The 15,003-nt window shown below is 68.7% G+C and carries 16 protein-coding genes; 8 read left to right on the top strand and 8 right to left on the bottom strand.

Translation table 11 applies throughout. The annotated features are described in order from the left end of the window. Positions 1-3: 3 nt before the first annotated feature. Positions 4-1,179, top strand: coding sequence for a M20 family metallopeptidase (locus NO978_RS01105; RefSeq protein ID WP_257297666.1), 1,176 nt, complete (start codon positions 4-6; stop codon positions 1,177-1,179). Positions 1,180-1,189: 10 nt separating this feature from the next. Here the strand turns inward: NO978_RS01105 and NO978_RS01100 are convergent, their stop codons facing one another. Both NO978_RS01100 and NO978_RS01095 read right to left on the bottom strand, forming a co-directional pair. Beyond that, positions 1,190-1,474 carry a DUF357 domain-containing protein gene (locus tag NO978_RS01100; protein WP_257297665.1) on the bottom strand — a complete coding sequence of 95 codons (285 nt, stop codon included), beginning with the start codon at positions 1,472-1,474 and terminating at the stop codon, positions 1,190-1,192. Between the two features lies 1 nt (position 1,475). Continuing rightward, positions 1,476-1,823: a helix-turn-helix domain-containing protein gene (locus tag NO978_RS01095; RefSeq protein WP_257297664.1), complete on the bottom strand. Its 348-nt coding sequence runs from the start codon at positions 1,821-1,823 to the stop codon at positions 1,476-1,478. 136 nt (positions 1,824-1,959) lie between these two features. Here NO978_RS01095 and NO978_RS01090 point away from each other — a divergent pair, with 136 nt between their 5' ends. Continuing rightward, complete coding sequence (locus tag NO978_RS01090; protein WP_257297663.1) at positions 1,960-2,412, top strand: DoxX family protein; 453 nt, start codon at positions 1,960-1,962, stop codon at positions 2,410-2,412. Positions 2,413-2,432: 20 nt separating this feature from the next. Here NO978_RS01090 and NO978_RS01085 read toward each other — a convergent pair whose 3' ends face one another. After that, entirely contained in the window at positions 2,433-2,864 is a 432-nt protein-coding gene (locus NO978_RS01085; protein WP_257297662.1) for an SRPBCC family protein, read from the bottom strand. 131 nt (positions 2,865-2,995) lie between these two features. On the opposite strand from NO978_RS01085, the gene NO978_RS01080 reads away from it, so the two are divergent. The 3 genes from NO978_RS01080 (at position 2,996) to NO978_RS01070 (ending at position 6,943) form a co-directional block, all read left to right on the top strand. Further along, on the top strand, positions 2,996-3,916 hold the full coding sequence (locus tag NO978_RS01080; protein WP_257297661.1) for an ABC transporter ATP-binding protein: 921 nt from the start codon (positions 2,996-2,998) through the stop codon (positions 3,914-3,916). Between the two features lie 101 nt (positions 3,917-4,017). After that, a complete protein-coding gene (locus NO978_RS01075) occupies positions 4,018-5,823 on the top strand; it encodes a PrsW family intramembrane metalloprotease (RefSeq protein ID WP_369684089.1) in 1,806 nt (601 codons plus the stop codon). Further along, positions 5,813-6,943: an ABC transporter permease gene (locus NO978_RS01070; RefSeq protein WP_257297659.1), complete on the top strand. Its 1,131-nt coding sequence runs from the start codon at positions 5,813-5,815 to the stop codon at positions 6,941-6,943. Before NO978_RS01075 ends, NO978_RS01070 begins: the two co-directional genes overlap by 11 nt. Here NO978_RS01070 and NO978_RS01065 read toward each other — a convergent pair. Beyond that, positions 6,940-7,410, bottom strand: coding sequence for a PKD domain-containing protein (locus NO978_RS01065; RefSeq protein WP_257297658.1), 471 nt, complete (start codon positions 7,408-7,410; stop codon positions 6,940-6,942). The genes NO978_RS01070 and NO978_RS01065 overlap by 4 nt on opposite strands. A 73-nt stretch (positions 7,411-7,483) precedes the next feature. On the opposite strand from NO978_RS01065, the gene NO978_RS01060 reads away from it, so the two are divergent. Then, the gene (locus tag NO978_RS01060; protein WP_257297657.1) at positions 7,484-8,458 is read left to right on the top strand and encodes an aldo/keto reductase; all 975 of its coding nucleotides are present in this window, start codon (positions 7,484-7,486) and stop codon (positions 8,456-8,458) included. A gap of 1 nt (position 8,459) precedes the next feature. Here NO978_RS01060 and NO978_RS01055 read toward each other — a convergent pair whose 3' ends face one another. After that, entirely contained in the window at positions 8,460-8,963 is a 504-nt protein-coding gene (locus NO978_RS01055; protein WP_257297656.1) for a macro domain-containing protein, read from the bottom strand. 81 nt (positions 8,964-9,044) lie between these two features. Beyond that, positions 9,045-11,216, bottom strand: coding sequence for a S9 family peptidase (locus NO978_RS01050; RefSeq protein ID WP_257297655.1), 2,172 nt, complete (start codon positions 11,214-11,216; stop codon positions 9,045-9,047). 105 nt (positions 11,217-11,321) lie between these two features. On the opposite strand from NO978_RS01050, the gene NO978_RS01045 reads away from it, so the two are divergent. Next, a complete protein-coding gene (locus NO978_RS01045; RefSeq protein ID WP_257297654.1) occupies positions 11,322-11,465 on the top strand; it encodes a hypothetical protein in 144 nt (47 codons plus the stop codon). A 38-nt stretch (positions 11,466-11,503) separates the two neighbouring features. Here the strand turns inward: NO978_RS01045 and dpsA are convergent, their stop codons facing one another. Next, entirely contained in the window at positions 11,504-12,034 is a 531-nt protein-coding gene (dpsA, locus tag NO978_RS01040; RefSeq protein WP_257297653.1) for a DNA starvation/stationary phase protection protein DpsA, read from the bottom strand. Positions 12,035-12,228: 194 nt separating this feature from the next. Between dpsA and NO978_RS01035 the strand changes: the two genes are divergently transcribed. After that, the gene (locus tag NO978_RS01035) at positions 12,229-13,656 is read left to right on the top strand and encodes an aldehyde dehydrogenase (RefSeq protein WP_257297652.1); all 1,428 of its coding nucleotides are present in this window, start codon (positions 12,229-12,231) and stop codon (positions 13,654-13,656) included. Between the two features lie 56 nt (positions 13,657-13,712). On the opposite strand, the gene NO978_RS01030 is transcribed toward NO978_RS01035, so the two are convergent. After that, a complete protein-coding gene (locus NO978_RS01030; RefSeq protein WP_257297651.1) occupies positions 13,713-14,966 on the bottom strand; it encodes a hypothetical protein in 1,254 nt (417 codons plus the stop codon). Positions 14,967-15,003: the final 37 nt, after the last annotated feature.

The following is a 15,003-nucleotide window of genomic DNA, read 5'->3' as shown; positions in this document are numbered from 1 at the left end:
GCCATGGTCGAGGCATCCGACGCCGAGCATCCCGACGACGTGGTCGACCTCGCGGCCCGTCTCGTCCGGTTCGACTCCGAGAACCCGCCGGGGAACGAGCACCTCTGTGCCCAGTACGTCGTCGACTGGTTCACCGAACACGGCGTCGACGCCGAGCTGGTGCCGACGCCGGGCACGGACCGCCCGAACGCCGTCGCCACGGTCGGCTCGGGCGACCCGACGCTCGTGCTGAACGGCCACACCGACGTGGTGCCGGCCGACGACCCCGACGAGTGGTCCCACGACCCCTTCGCCGGCGTGGTGGCGGACGGTCGGCTCTGGGGCCGCGGCAGCGCGGACATGAAGACCGGGCTGGCGCTGGCGATGGTCGCGGCCAGGAACCGCGAACGTGCCGACGACGACCAGTCGGGGACGCTCGTCGTCCACGCGGCCGCCGGCGAGGAGACCGGCCTGCCCGGGACCCGAACCCTCATCGACGAGGGGTACGGCGGCGACTACGCCGTCGTCCTCGAACCGACCGAGTTCCGCGTCGCGACGAGCGCGAAGGGCGTCGTCACCTACCGGATCGGCGTCCACGGCGAGTCGACCCACGCGAGCAACCCCGACGAGGGGACGAACGCCATCGACGCGGCTCGGACGCTGCTGGACCGCATCGACGAGTACGACGCGCAGCTCCGGCAGCGCAGCGACCCGCTCGTCGGGAAGGCGTACGCGAACGTCACCGCGTTCGAGGCGGGCACCGGCTCGAACATGGCCGTCGTTCCCGCCCGCGCCGAGTTCCTGCTCGACCGGCGCATCCTCCCGGCGGAGTCCATCGCGGACGTGGACCGGGAGGTCGACGACCTGCTCGCCGCCGCCGAGCGCGAGGACGGCGTCGCCACGGACCGGGAGACGGTCCAGCACTACGCCTCGGCCGGCATCGCCGCGGACCACTCGCTCGCCGAACTCGTCCGGGACCGCACCGGCGACCTCGCCCCCGACGACCCTTGGGGGATGGCCGCGGCGACGGACGCCCGGGAGTTCGTCGCGGACGGAACCCCGGCGGTGGTGTGGGGCCCCGGCTCGCTCTCGGAGGCCCACACCGTCGACGAGTCCATCCCCGTCGGCGATGCGGAGCGGGCACTCCCGATTCTTTCGGAAATCGTCGAGGCCGTGCTCTCCGGGGAACTGGACGGCTGAGGAAGAGTTTTCAGACGGTGAACAGGTGTCCCTCGCGTGGGACGTCGAACAGGCCGACCCGGGCACCCGCATCCAGCCACGCGTGGCCGTAGGAGAACGCCGCCAGCGCGTTCACGGGGTCGTCGTTCTCGCGGAAGTGCTCGCCGTCGTCGAGGTACGAGGCGGCCATCTCCAGACAGTCGAGTGCTGCCTCGCCCATCGGCGTGTCCTCCGGTGCGGAGACGCTCACCTCCTCCAGCGCCTCCGCGAGGAGGTCGTGGTAGCGGTCGGTCTTCTCCTGCAGGTCCGCCGCCATCTCAGAGCCAGTCGGTCGCCCAGCTCTCGATCTCGTCGAAGACGGGACAGAGCGACGCCCCCTTGTCGGTGAGGCTGTAGTAGGACGCGATGGGTGCGTCGGCCTCCACGCGCCGCTCGACGAAGCCGAGGTCACTGAGGTCGTCGAGGACGCGCGAGAGGGTGCGCGAGCTCGCGCCGGTGGACCGCTTCAGCTCGTTGAACCGCTTCTCGCCGTCCGCGAGGTCGTGGAGGACGACGAGCCGCCACTGCGAACCGATCTGTTCGAGCGATTCGACGACCGGACAGGCGCCCGCGTTCTTCTCCGCGGTACCGTCTTTCTCCGTCGAGTCGAGTGCTTCCGATGACATCGATGGTATCTGGTTACTCAATTGTCGCCTGAAGTATATATAGGTTCGGAATAGAATCAGGTAACGTAATGATACCAGATTGCGAACCGCGACTTGTATCGACCCGAGCCGCCCAGAACCGCACGGAGACACAGGAATGACGCTCGAGATAACCGGCACTGCGGCCGTCGTCTTCCTCGTCGCGCGGGTGCTCGTCGGGGGCGTCGTCGCCTTCATGGGCGTGAACCACTTCCTGAACGCCGAGGACATGGCGGGCTACGCCGGCATGAAGGGCGTGCCGGCTCCCGACCTGATGGTCCCGTTCACCGGCGGCATGCTCCTCTTCGGGGGGCTCTCCATCGCGCTGGGGTTCTACCCGGTCGTCGGCGCGGGTGCCATCGCGGTGTTCCTCGTCGTGACCACACCGGTGATGCACGACTTCTGGACGGTTGACGACCCGGAACAGCAGCAGAACGAGATGACGGCGTTCCTGAAGAACGTCGTCATGCTGGGCGCTGCACTCGGCTTCCTCGTCCTCGCCGGCACGCAGTGGGAGTACAGCGTCGCGACGGGCGACATCGCGGCGGCACTCGTCGCGCCGCTACTGTAACTGGCACCACGCGCCACCGGTCAGCGAGCGCGTTCGTCCGCGAGCAGGATAGATTCGATCTTCGAAAGTGCACGGCGACACACCGGCACGTAGCCGGCCGCGAGCGGCGGAATCTCGAAGATGACGCGGCACCGGTCCTCGTCGACCGGCTCGACGCGGTGACCGGTCGCCGGCAGCTTCGCCACGTCCCACGTCCACCGGCCATCGTCGCAGCTCGTCACCTCGTAGGGGACCCAGAACGCCCCGAGGACCTTGACGCTGCCGTGGCTTCCCTCGGAGATGAACCGGGCCGGGGCCTTCACGTCCTCGACGGTCGGTCCCCACTCGGGCCAGCGCCACGTGTCGGTCAGCAGCTCCCAGGCGCGGCGGTGGTCGACGCTCACCTCGCGGGCGACCTCGATGCGGCGGCCGTCGGGGGTCGAGCCGAGCTGGACCGACGTTCCTGCGGACACGCCTCACACTGCGGTGTGGGGCCCGATAAGCGTACCGTCGAGGCCCCCGGACGCCGCCCGTTCGTGTCAACGGAAACGATAGACGGGGCCGGTATCTTCAAATCTCGCGGGTCCTTGGCAGATGACAACGGATGATAACGGTCGAGGACCTCCGCAAAGAGTACGACGGCTTCGTCGCGGTCGACGGCAGCACGTTCTCGGTGGGTAGTGGCGAGGTCTTCGGCGTTGTCGGGCCGAACGGGGCCGGCAAGACGACGACGCTCAAGACGCTCGCAGGGCTCATCGAGCCGACGAGCGGGACGGTCTCGGTTGCCGGCCGGGCGGCCGACGACCCCGAGATGCGTCGTAACCTCGGGTTCCTCCCCGAGGAGTCCCCGCTGTACGAGGAGATGACGGCGATATCGTACCTCGAGTTCTTCGCGGACCTCTACGACGTTCCCGACGACGTGGCCGCCGAGCGCATCACCGAGGCGCTCGACCGGCTCGACCTCGAACACCGCGAGCGCCGTATCGGCGACATGTCCAAGGGGATGAAGCGGAAGGTCGCCATCGCCCGGTCGCTCGTCAACGACCCGGACGTGCTCATCTACGACGAGCCAGCGTCGGGGCTCGACCCACTGACGACCAACTACATCATCGAGTTCACCGAACAGCTCGCCGAGCAGGGCAAGACCATCGTCTTCTCCGCGCACAACCTCTACCACGTCGAGAGCATCTGCGACCGGGTCATCGTGATGAATCAGGGCGAGATCATCGCCCGCGGCACCCTGGACGAGATTCGACGCGAACACGGCTCGACCGAGTACCACGTGTACACCGACGTGGAGCTCGACGCCGCCGAACCCGCGGGGGACGAACGCTACGAGTCGGTCGTCGGCGACATGGACGCCGTCGAGGCGCTCCGGTCGCAGGCTGGCGCCCTCGGCGGCTCGGTCGTCGACATCCAGACCAGAGACCCGAGCCTCGAAGACATCTTCCTCGACATCGCGGGCGAGACGCCCGAGGAGGCGAGCGAAGGCGAACGCGACCGGACCGTGGAGGCGGAGACGTGACGCGGGGCTCGCGCCTCACCGCAGTCATCACCCGGCTCCGCTCGCTCCCGTCCCGACTCCGCGACGGCTGGCCCCCACTATCCCCACGGAAGACCCTCCGAATCGCCCGCTGGGAGGTAGAGAAGAGCGCCGGGACCATCGACAGGCGGACCGCGGCCGTCGCGGTCCTCATGCTCGTCGTCGGCGGGCTCGCCGCGCCGGCCGTCGTCGAACAGGGCCCCGGCCTCGACGACGGCATCTACCGCGTCGGGGTCGAGCCCGGCGACCCGTACCACGAGGTCGTCCAGGAGAGCGCCAAGTTCGACGCCCGCCCGGGGCAGGCCTCCGCCACCGCGCTGAACAGGGGCGAGATCGACCTGCTCGTCACCGACCGCGGCCCCATCATTCCGCGTTCGACGCGGAAGGGGCAGGCGGCCTACGCCGAGTTCCGCACGGCGGTGGTCGAGTACAACGACGGGCAGATGCGTCTGGACGACAACCAGAGCGCCGCGTTCCCCGTCGCCGTGGACGTGTTCTACGAGTCACGCGGCGGCTCGAGATTCGCGCCGGACGGCGGAACCGACGCCGGAGCCGGGAACACCGACGGGACCGACGGAACGGACGCCGACGGGAGCGGCACCAGCAACGGCGGCGACGGGTCCGGCACGAGTGGGGACGGAACGGCTGGCGGGGGCGACACCGCCGCTGACGGCGACGACGGTGTCTCGGCCCCGAACCTCGGCGGCAGCGGCGGCTTCGGCAGCGGCACCAGTTCGGGCGACCCGAGCAGCATCAGCCCGCCGTTCCCGTTCAGCTCGCTCGTGCTCGCGTTCCTGTTCATCGTCCCGATGAACTTCGTCATCCAGGCGTACGGGAGCACCATCATCAACGAGCGCATCAACCGCCGTGGCGAGCTGTTGCTCGTCGCGCCCGTCTCCCGGCGGGACATCATCGCGGGGAAGACGCTCCCGTACTTCCTCGGGCTGGTCGCTGTCACGGTCGGCATCGCGTGGGCCATCGGCGGCGGCCTGGCCTCGGTCGGCGCGGTCATCCCCATCGCACTGCTCTTTCTCGCCTCGACGTTCGTCGGCGGGATGTTCGCACGGTCGTTCAAGGAGCTCACGTTCGTCACCATCGCGGTGTCGGTGTTCCTCACGTCGTACGTGTTCGTCCCCGCCATCTTCACCGACGTGACGCCCATCGCGCTCATCTCGCCCCTGACCGTCGTCGTGATGGACCTGCAGGGACAGGCGGTGGGGCTCGGCGAGTTCACCTTCGCGACGGTGCCGTTCCTGCTCACCGCGCTCGTCCTGTTCACGCTCGGTGCGGGCACCTACCGGGAGGAGGACATGTTCAGCCAGCGCCCGGTCCACCAGAAGGCGCTCGACGCCATCGCGACGCGGGTACGGAGCGTCGGGTCCGTTGCCGTCGTGACGATGCTGTTGCTGCCGTTCGTCTTCCTCGCGGAGCTGCTCGCCATCGCACTCGTGTTCATCCTCCCACGCTCCGTCTCGGTCCCCGCGCTGTTTCTCACCGTGGCGGTCATCGAGGAGATCGCGAAGAGCGTCCACGTCTACGCCGGCTTCGAGTACGCGCGGTTCGAGCGGTCGAAGCGAGCGGCGGTCGTGCTGGGTATCGCGAGCGGCGTCGGGTTCTTCATCGCGGAGAAGCTGACGCTGCTCGTCCAGCTGGTCCAGCTCCAGACGCTCCCGGAGGGCCAGAGCGTGTTCCCCGACGCGGCCGTCGGGGGTATCGACCCGCTGATCGCGCTCGGCCTGCTGGCGCTGCCGTTGCTGTTGCACACGGTCACGGCCACCATCTCCGCGCTCGGCGCACAGCGGTCGAGGCGTGCGTACCTCGGCGCGTTCTGCGTCGCCGTCGTCGTCCATCTGGTCTACAACCTGGGGGTGTCCGGCCTTGTCGGATGACGGCCCGCCGGTTCACCACGGGAGCGGAAGCGACGACGAGCCGACGGGTGAGCGGAGCCGACGCGCCGCGGTGCGCGCTCGCCTCGCCATCGCCAAGCGCGAGGTCGCGTCGCTCCGGTCGGAGAAGACCATCGTCCTCGCGCTGCTCATCCAGCTGTTCGTGGCGTCGTTCTCCTCGTTCCTCGTCGTCGGGCTGGTCTCGCTGTACGACCCGGGGAGCGTCGAGGGTTACACGCTCCAGATGGCCGTCGGCGGCAACGCCTCCGCCGAGGTCATCGAGGTCGTCGACGACGACCCCAGCATCGAAGTCGTCCGGTATCAGACGCCGGCCGACGCCCGAGAGGGGTTCCGGAATCGGCGCGTCGACGCCGTGATGGTGGCGAGACACGCCGGTAACGGGACGGTGGCGGTCCAGGCCACGGTGCCGGACGAGAACCTGCGCACGACGGTCATCATCGTCCAGGTGCGGGAGACGCTGCAGGCGATGGAGGAGAACCTGCGGCAGGAGTACCGCACCAGCCTCGACCGGGCGGTGCTCGACGTGCCCCCCAAGGAGGGGTCGAGCCCGTACTTCGGCTTCACCTACACCGTGCTGGTGCCGCTGTTGATGTTCCTGCCGGTGTTCATCTCCGGCTCCATCGCGGTGGACTCGCTCACGGAGGAGAGCCAGCGAGGGACTCTCGAACTGCTCCGAGTTGCGCCCGTCACGCTGGGCGGCATCGTCGACGCGAAGCTGCTCGCGACGGCGACGCTCGCGCCCGTGCAGGCGGCGCTCTGGATCGGCCTGCTCTGGTTCAACGGGACGGCGATATCGAACCCGCTCGTCCTCGTCGGGCTGGTCGCCGCGCTCGCGGTGCTCGTCGTCTCCGTCGGCATCGGTATCGCGCTCGCGGCCACAGACCGGCGGCAGGCGCAGTTCCTCTACTCGACGGGCGTGCTCGGCACCATCACGGTCGCCGGCCTGCTGCCCGAGCACCCGGCAAACACCGTCGCCCGGCTGGCAATCGGCAGCCCCGGCGAGTGGACCTGGGCGTTCGTCGTCGTCTACGCCTGTCTGGGCGTCGTCGCGTACCTCGGCACCAGACTCGCCATCGGCTTCATCGACCCGGAAGGGCTCTAGATGTTCCGGTAGAACCAGGGGAGCACCTTGAAGTAGAGCGCGACGACGAAGGTCATGAGGCCGACGACGACGCCGAGCATCCCGAGCACGGGCAGGGCCTGCGAGTCCCCCTGCCCGGAGCTGTACCGGTACACCTCGTAGTCGAGCGTGCGCGTCGTCGTCCCGGTGTCGTCGGTGACGGCGACGGTGACGGTGACGTTGCCCTCCTGCTGGAACCGGTAGCTCGCCTGTCTGGTGGTCGCATTCGAGCCGTCGGGGAACGTCCACTCGACCGACACGTCGCCGGTCGCGTTCGTCACCGCCACTTCGAACGTCGAGGTGGCGTTGTAGACGGCCTGGTCCGGGGCCGAGACGGTGACGTTGGGGCCGTCGTCGGCCGCCTGAGCGGGCGTGTCCGCCACCGCGACACCCACAGCACAGCCCAGTAGACAGCACAGTGCGAGGAGGGCATTCAGATACGTCGACATGTCTCGACGTGCTCCCAGCCCGAAAATAAGCGTTCCGCTCACGTTTTTCTCCCCCCGGTTCGTGGTGCCCACTATGGAGTACACGACTCTCGGCGACACCGGACTGGAGGTCAGTCGCATCTGCCTCGGCTGCATGAGCTTCGGCGACCCGGACTGGCGCGGCTGGGTCCTCGACGAGGACGAGGGGAAGGAGCTCGTCGACCGCGCCCTCGACCTCGGGATCAACTTCTTCGACACCGCGAACATGTACTCGGACGGCGAGTCCGAGCGTATCCTCGGCGAGGCCCTCGATGGGCAGCGGGACGAGGCAGTCGTCGCCACGAAGGGCTACTTCCAGATGGACGAGGACGACCCGAACTCGGGCGGACTCTCCCGGAAAGCCATCGAGCAGGCGCTCCAGAACAGTCTCGACCGGCTCGGGATGGACACCGTCGACCTCTACCAGATACACCGCTGGGACGACGACACGCCAATCGAGACGACGCTCCGCGCGCTCGACGACGCCGTCCGTCGTGGCCAGGTCCGCTACATCGGCGGCTCCTCGATGTGGGCCCACCAGTTCGCCGAATCGCTCTACACCGCCGACAGCCTCGGCACGGAGCGGTTCCTCACCATGCAGAACCACTACAATCTGCTCTACCGCGAGGAGGAGCGCGAGATGCTCCCGCTCTGTGCGAAGGAGAACATCGGCGTCATCCCGTGGTCACCACTGGCCCGGGGCTACCTCGCCCGCCCCCACGAGGAGTTCGACGCGACGGCACGCGGCGAGAGCGACCAGTTCGCCCGCGAGCACCCCTACTTCGAGGGCGGCGGACGGGAGATCAACGAGCGCGTCCAGGAACTCGCCGCCGAACACGGCGTGACGATGGCACAGATCGGCCTCGCGTGGCTGTTCTCGAAGGACGTGGTCGACGCGCCCATCGTCGGCACGACCAGCATCGAGCACCTGGAGCAGGCCGTCGAGGCGCTCGACATCGACCTCAGCCACAGCGACGTGGCGTGGCTGGAGGAGCCGTACGAGCCGGTCCGGGTCTCCGGGCACGAGTAGCTCAGTCGAACGCTGCTGCCACCTGCCGTATCGTCTCGCACTCCGCGCCGCTGTAGGCGATGAACCGTACGTCCTCCAGCGTCGTCGCCTCCCACGCCGTCAGCTCCTCGCAGATGATGCGCGCACCGTCTTCGAGGTCGAACCCGGCGACCCCGCAGCCGAGCGCCGGAATCACGAGCGACTCGCAGCCGCGTTCCTCTGCCGCCGCCAGCGCGTTCCGCGTCGCGTCGCGGATGCTCGCCTCGGTCGCCCGGCCGTCGCCGTCGTGGGGCATCGCGGCGGCGTGGACGACGTACTCGGCGTCGAGGTCGAAGGCGTCGGTGACGGCGCACTCGCCGAGGTCGACCGGCCCTTTCGCCATCGCGGCCTCGTCTATCTCGTCGCCCGCGCCGCGGCGGAGCGCACCGGCGACGCCCGAGCCCATCCGGAGGCTCGTGCCGGCGGCGTTGACCAGCGCGTCGGCGGACTGTGCGGCGATGTCGCCCTGGACCACGGTGAACTGCATGGGTGGGATGGTGTTCGTGAGCCATGGCCCTGAAACTGGGGACTCCGGCCGGCCGCTGCTGGGCCGGGAGGCGGCCCGAACTCACTCCTCGCCGTCTTCGCCCTCACCGTCGGCTTCGTCCGCCACGTCCCGCCCGTGCGGATCGTACGCTTCGCGCGACACATCGTCGGTCGCCGGGTCGAAACGGTCGAACCAGCCGAGCAGCTCCTCGAACCGGTGAATGGCGCGGTCGGGCGTGGAGACGTCGTGTCCATCGTCGTAGACGACGAGTCGGGCATCGAGCCCCTGCTTCCGGAGGGAGACGTAGAACTGCTCGGCCTGTTCGGGCGGGCAGCGGCGGTCGTTCGCGCCGGCGGTGAGCAGGGTCGGCGTGTCGACCCGCCCCGCATCAGGGAGGCTGGAGATGGCGTCGTAGGTGTCGCCGTCCTCCCAGGGCAGGCCGAACTCCTGGCCCCACCAGACGTGCGAGTCGTCGGTACCGAAGGCCGAGCGCGCGTCGTAGATGCCGTGTTCGGCGGCTGCGGCGGTGAACCGGTCAGTGTTGGTGACGAGGTAGGCGGTGTTGATGCCGCCCTGGGAGAACCCGGTGGCGAACAGCCGGTCGGGCTCGGCCCAGCCGCGCTCGACGAGTGCGTCGGTGACGGCGAGCAGGTCGTCGACCTCGACGGAGTTCCAGCGGCCCCGCAGGGCACCGGAGAACTCGCTGCCGTAGGAGGTCGAGCCGCGGTAGTTCACGCGGCAGACGACGTAGCCACGGGTGGTGAGGACGGCGTCGAGGAACTGGAACCGCGGCTGGTCGTACACCGCTGGGCCGCCGTGGATGGCGAGGACGGTGGGGCGGGGCTCCGGGTCGTCCGGGTCGAAGCCCGGTGGATAGAACGTCCAGGCGTCGACGGACGCGTCGCCGGAGTCCACGGTGAGCTTCCGGCAGCCGGGCTGTTCGTACCGGTCGAGCAGGTCGTCGGTGAGCGCGGTGAGCCGGGTCCGTTCCACGTCACCCCCGGCGGTCAGTGCCGTCGCGTCGAGGCCGTACACGTCCACGCCGTCGTCGGGCGCGGAGAACACCCCCGCGACGGTACCGCCGTCGGCGTCGAAGGTGAGGAGCGACTCGGCGTCCCGCTGCCCCTCGTACAGCCGGGTCGCGCCGCTGCCGTCGGCGTCGAACCGCACGAACCGGGTGCGTCCCTGGTCGCCGACCGGCGCGAGCACGTCGCCGTCGACCCAGCAGGGCCCGCCGAAGTACCAGAGCGTGCGGTCGAGGCCGGCCGCAACCGACCGGACGGTCCCGGATTCACGGTCGAGGACGTACGGCTCGGTCGGCTCGTACACGTCGTCGGCCGGGCTCGCGGCGAAGGCGAGCCGGTCGCCGGAGTCGTCCCACGCGGCCCGCCCGCCACTCAGACTGCCGTCGGTGTGGACCGTGTGGTCGGTGCCGTCTGGCGCGACGCTGTGGAGGTCCCGTGTGTAGCTGTCGTCGGCATCGTCGCGCTGGTTGGCGAAGAACGCGATGCGGCCGCCGTCGGGGCTCCACGCCGGGCCGAGACCGCGTTTCCCCGCCGCCGTGGCGTCGGCGGTGTCGTCGAGCCGCCGCTGGTCCCCCGTCTCGACGTCGACGACGAACAGATACGTGCTGGCGTCGTCGAGGAACCCCTGTCCCTCGTGGACGTGCTGGAGCCGCTCCGTCTCCGTCTCGACCGGGCCGTCCTCGCGCACAGCGGCATCGGCCTCCTCTCGTTCCGTCGGGTCGCGGGCCGAGACCACGAGGCGCTCGCCGTCCGGACCCCAGTCGAAGTCGGTGACGCCTTCGTCGAACGTCGTGACCTGTCTGGCGTCGCCGCCGCGGTCGAGGTCGAACAGCCAGACCTGTGGCTCGGGTTCCTCGTCGTTCGCAGTAGCAGCGTCTGCGTCCGACTCCTCGTCGCCGTTCGGTGCGTCTGCACCGTCTTCCTCCGACTCCGCGTCTGCCTCGTCCCCGGCGACGCCCAGTTCGAGGTCCTCGTCGCGCCCGGCCACGAACGCGAGGCGCTCGCCGTCCGGACTCCACGTCGCCGGCCCGGCGTCGGAGGCGTGGTTCAGGCGGTGTGGCTTCCGGCTGCCGTCCGTCGGGACGACGAACAGCGAGCCGTGCGTGTCGTCCTCGTCGGCGTCGAACTCCGTGACGGTGTAGGCGACGCGTTCGCCAGTCGGCGAGACGGCGAGCTGGGAGCCGGGCGTCCTGTGGTCGTAGTAGGAATCGAGTGGCAGTTCGTCCATGGCGGCCACTCTCACGGCGGTCACATCAATCCACCTTCGGCAGCTCAGCCACTCGTTTAGGCGAACCAAAACCATTATTGCTTTAGGCCCACCTAATCTCAGGTGATGAGTCAAACGCCGCGTCAGGAATCCACCGAAGAAACCGTCGTCAGGGCCAACGAGACCGCACCTGGGAAGGTCGTCTTCTCCGAGGACGACAACAACGACGCGTGGATCGCGACCGACCTGACGGTCGCCGTCGAGCGATAACGGGAAAACGCGCTGTTCTACCGCCGGGTCGTACCGGCCTACTGCTTCAGCGAGTCGTCCTCGAGGTAGTGCTCGATGTGGTGGACGTTCTCCTCCAGTTCGGTGAGCTCCTCGCGGAGGATGTGTGCGGTCGCGTGGTCGCCGAGGTTCTGGGCGACCTCGATGTGCTCGCGCATCGTCTCGATGATCTCGCCGCCCATCTCCAGGTCGTTCTCCAGCGACGTGCGGATGTCGTAGACGTCCTCGTCCTCGGGCTCGACGGGCGAGCGCTCCGCGAGGGCCTCCATCCCGGCGACCGGGACGCCGCCGAGGGCCTGGAGCCGCTCGGCCTGCTCGTCGGCGGCCGCTTCGAGGTCCTCGGCGAACTCACCGAGGAAGATGTGGAGGTCGCGGAACTCCGCGCCCTCGACGTTCCAGTGGTGCTTGCGGATCTGATGGTAGAACGTGTACGTGGCGGCCAGGTCCGTGTTCAGTGCGTCGATGATCTGTTCGGCCTTCTCGACGTCCAGCCGTAGCGAACTCTCTTCGACCGTGCCAGCTTCCTGGAGGACCGTCTTCTGTGTGCTCATTGCGTCCATAGCTTCGGTCGCTACCCACTTAAAACTTCACACGTGGAAAACAATTCTTTGGCTATCCTAAACTCAGTTTCCCACTTTGAGACCAGTGGTGCTCTCTCGACCAAGACTCGATTCTTTACTGCCGCCTTTAACCCCTTTATTCACCCATGAGTAAATTTTTGTGCTGCGGAGTCCATGCCTTGTGTATGGCTACCAGAACCGCACAGCGAAAGGAACGCTTGCTCGTCGACGGCGAGTGGGTCGACGGCGCAGACGTCATTCCGGTCACAGACCTCGCCGACGGCGGCCACTTCGCGGAGGTCGTCGCAGCCACCCCCGGGCAGGCCGAGGACGCCCTCGCCGCCGCCCAGCGCGCGGAGGCGACGATGCGGGAGACGACCATCGTCGAGCGTGGTGAGTGGTGCGAGGAGATCGCGACCCGACTCGAAGCCCGGACAGAGGAGATCGCGGAGGTCATCGTCCGCGAGGCCGGCAAGCCCATCTCCAGCGCCCGTGGCGAGGTCGGCAGTGCCGCAGAGCGCTTCCGCCGCGCAACAGAGGAGATCCGCCACATCAAAGGCGAGTTCCGCGAGGGCACCACCAGCGGACACGAGGGCTGGGAGGCCGTCGTGAAGCACGAGCCGGTCGGCACCGTACTCTGCATCACGCCGTACAACTACCCCCTCGCGACGACCGCGCTCCAGGTCGCGCCGGCCCTCGCGGCGGGCAACAGCATCGTGCTCAAGCCCGCGACGAAGACGCCCGTCGCCGGAGCCATCCTCGCCGACGTGATGCGGGACGTGGTGCCGGAGGGTGCAATCAATCTCGTCACCGGCCGCGGCTCCGAGATCGGCGATGTCCTCGCCGGCGACGATCGCGTCAACGCCATCGCGATGACCGCCTCTTCGGGGGCCGGCAAGCACGTCGCCTACGAGTCCGGAATGGTCAACCTGCACATGGAGCTCGGCGGCAACGCACCAGAGCTCGTCTTCCCGGACGCGGACCTCGACGAGGCCGCCGCGGCAGCCGCGAAGGGCTCCCTGAAGTACGCCGGCCAGCGCTGCTCCGCGGTCTCTCGCGTCCTCGCACACGAGGAGATCCACGACGACCTCGTCGCCCGCATCGAGGACGCCATGGACGACTGGACGCAGGGCGACCTCTTCGACGAGGACACCGACCTCGGGCCGCTCATCTCCGAGGACCAGGCGGACTGGGTCGAAGAGCTCGTCGAGGACGCCCTCGACAAGGGTGCGACGCTCGTCCGCGGTGGCGGCCGCGACGGCCTCGTCTACGAGCCGACGCTGCTCGCCGACGTCCCGCACGACGCCCGCATCCTGCAGGAGGAGCAGTTCGGCCCGGTCTGTGCGGTCACGTCCGTCGCCGACGAGGACGAGGCCGTCGACATCGCCAACGGCGGCGACCTCGCGCTCGACGCCTGTGTCTTCACCGGTGACTACGACCGCGCGATGCGGCTCGCGAACGTCATCGACGCCGGCGCGGTCCGCATCAACGGCGCTCCGAGCCACGGACTCGGCGACATCCCGTTCGGCGGGAACCGCGACTCCGGCATCGGCCGCGAGGGCATCGACGCCTCCATCCACGCGTTCATGCGGAAGAAGAGCATCGTGCTCTGAGACGGTAGCGATCCGCTTTCTCTCGAAGCCCGAGACCGACCGATTCCACGGTGGCCTCAGTTCGGTGTGAACCTTCCGATCACCTGTCTCAACCCGTCCGGCCCGGTCCAGACGACCCGGACGGAATTGCCACGGGCGAGGCCGCTGACGTCGACCGTGACCGACGAGCCCGCGGTGATCGTCTCACCGTTCTCGCCGAACGGAATAGACCCGTCTTCCCCGTCCATCTCAACGGTGAGTCGACTCGCCTCGACCGAGGCCCCACCCTCGTGGACGATGGTCACCGTCTCGGCAGCCTCGTCGTAGTCGAAGCCGAACATGACCTGTGGCGCCCCGGTGTCGCTCGAGCCGGTGTTGCTCCCACCACCGCCGAACACCGAGAACTCCTCGGTGGCAAGCGTGCCGGTCGTCGTCACGATACGCCCGTCGACTGCGCCCTCGAAACCACTGTAGTGAGCCGGGGTCGCTTCCTCCTCCACGAACGTCACGAAGTCTGACGTCGCCGGAACGGAGCCACCGGGGTAGACCGCGGTGGCGGTGAACGTCGTCTCGGACGACCCGAGCTCCCAGGCGTAGACGAGCGTCTCCGCTCCGGAGAGCAGGTTCTCCCCGCCGCCGGTCGCGGCCGCCGGGTCCGTGCCGAGGACGCGGACGTGAGCGTCCGCAGTCCGTTCGTACAGCGTGGCCACGTCGTCGGTCTCATCGGTGAGCCGGGCTTGGTCACCCGCCGCGGCGCCGACGACGGTCCGGACGCTGTTACCGGGTCCTCGTGCCATGATGCCGTCGCGGACCGCCAGCGTCGTGGGGGACCGATTCCCTCCGTCGTCGATTCCCATGTACAGCGTCGCCTCGCCGTGGGTCCCGTCCTCCTCGAAGCCCGCGTCCACGACGGCACTCCTCAGCTCCTCGCTGTCCATGTCCGTCCGGACGACCACCGTCCGCACGTTCTGGATGGCGATCGCCGACTGCAGTCGCTCGGCCGGGACGATGGGGTCCCGTCCGCCCGTCACCATCCCACGGACCGTGCTGTCGTAGAGGCCCGCCGTGAGCGAGTCCCGCATCCCGCGGAGCGCCGCGAGGTCGGTGTGGTAGAACGCGACGGACTCGGTCTCGAGTGCGTCGGGCGTGGGGACCCAGTCCACGAGCGCGGGCACCGGTCCGGCGTCTTCGCTCGCGGTCGTCTGCTGTGCAGTCGGCGTCCCTGTCGTGTTGTCGTCGCCACTGTCGTCGTCGAGACAGCCAGCGAAGGCAAGGGCTGCGGTCGTCGAACCGAAGCCAGCGAGTAGTCGTCGCCTGGAGGGATTGCGCATACAGAATTCACTTCTTGAGAGAGTGTAAAAACCTGCT

Origin of the sequence: Haloarchaeobius sp. FL176 (assembly GCF_024609245.1) — an archaeon.
Lineage (GTDB): Archaea > Halobacteriota > Halobacteria > Halobacteriales > Natrialbaceae > Haloarchaeobius.
The sequence above is the reverse complement of the archived record's forward strand: the minus strand, read 5'-3'. Positions and strand labels throughout refer to the sequence as shown.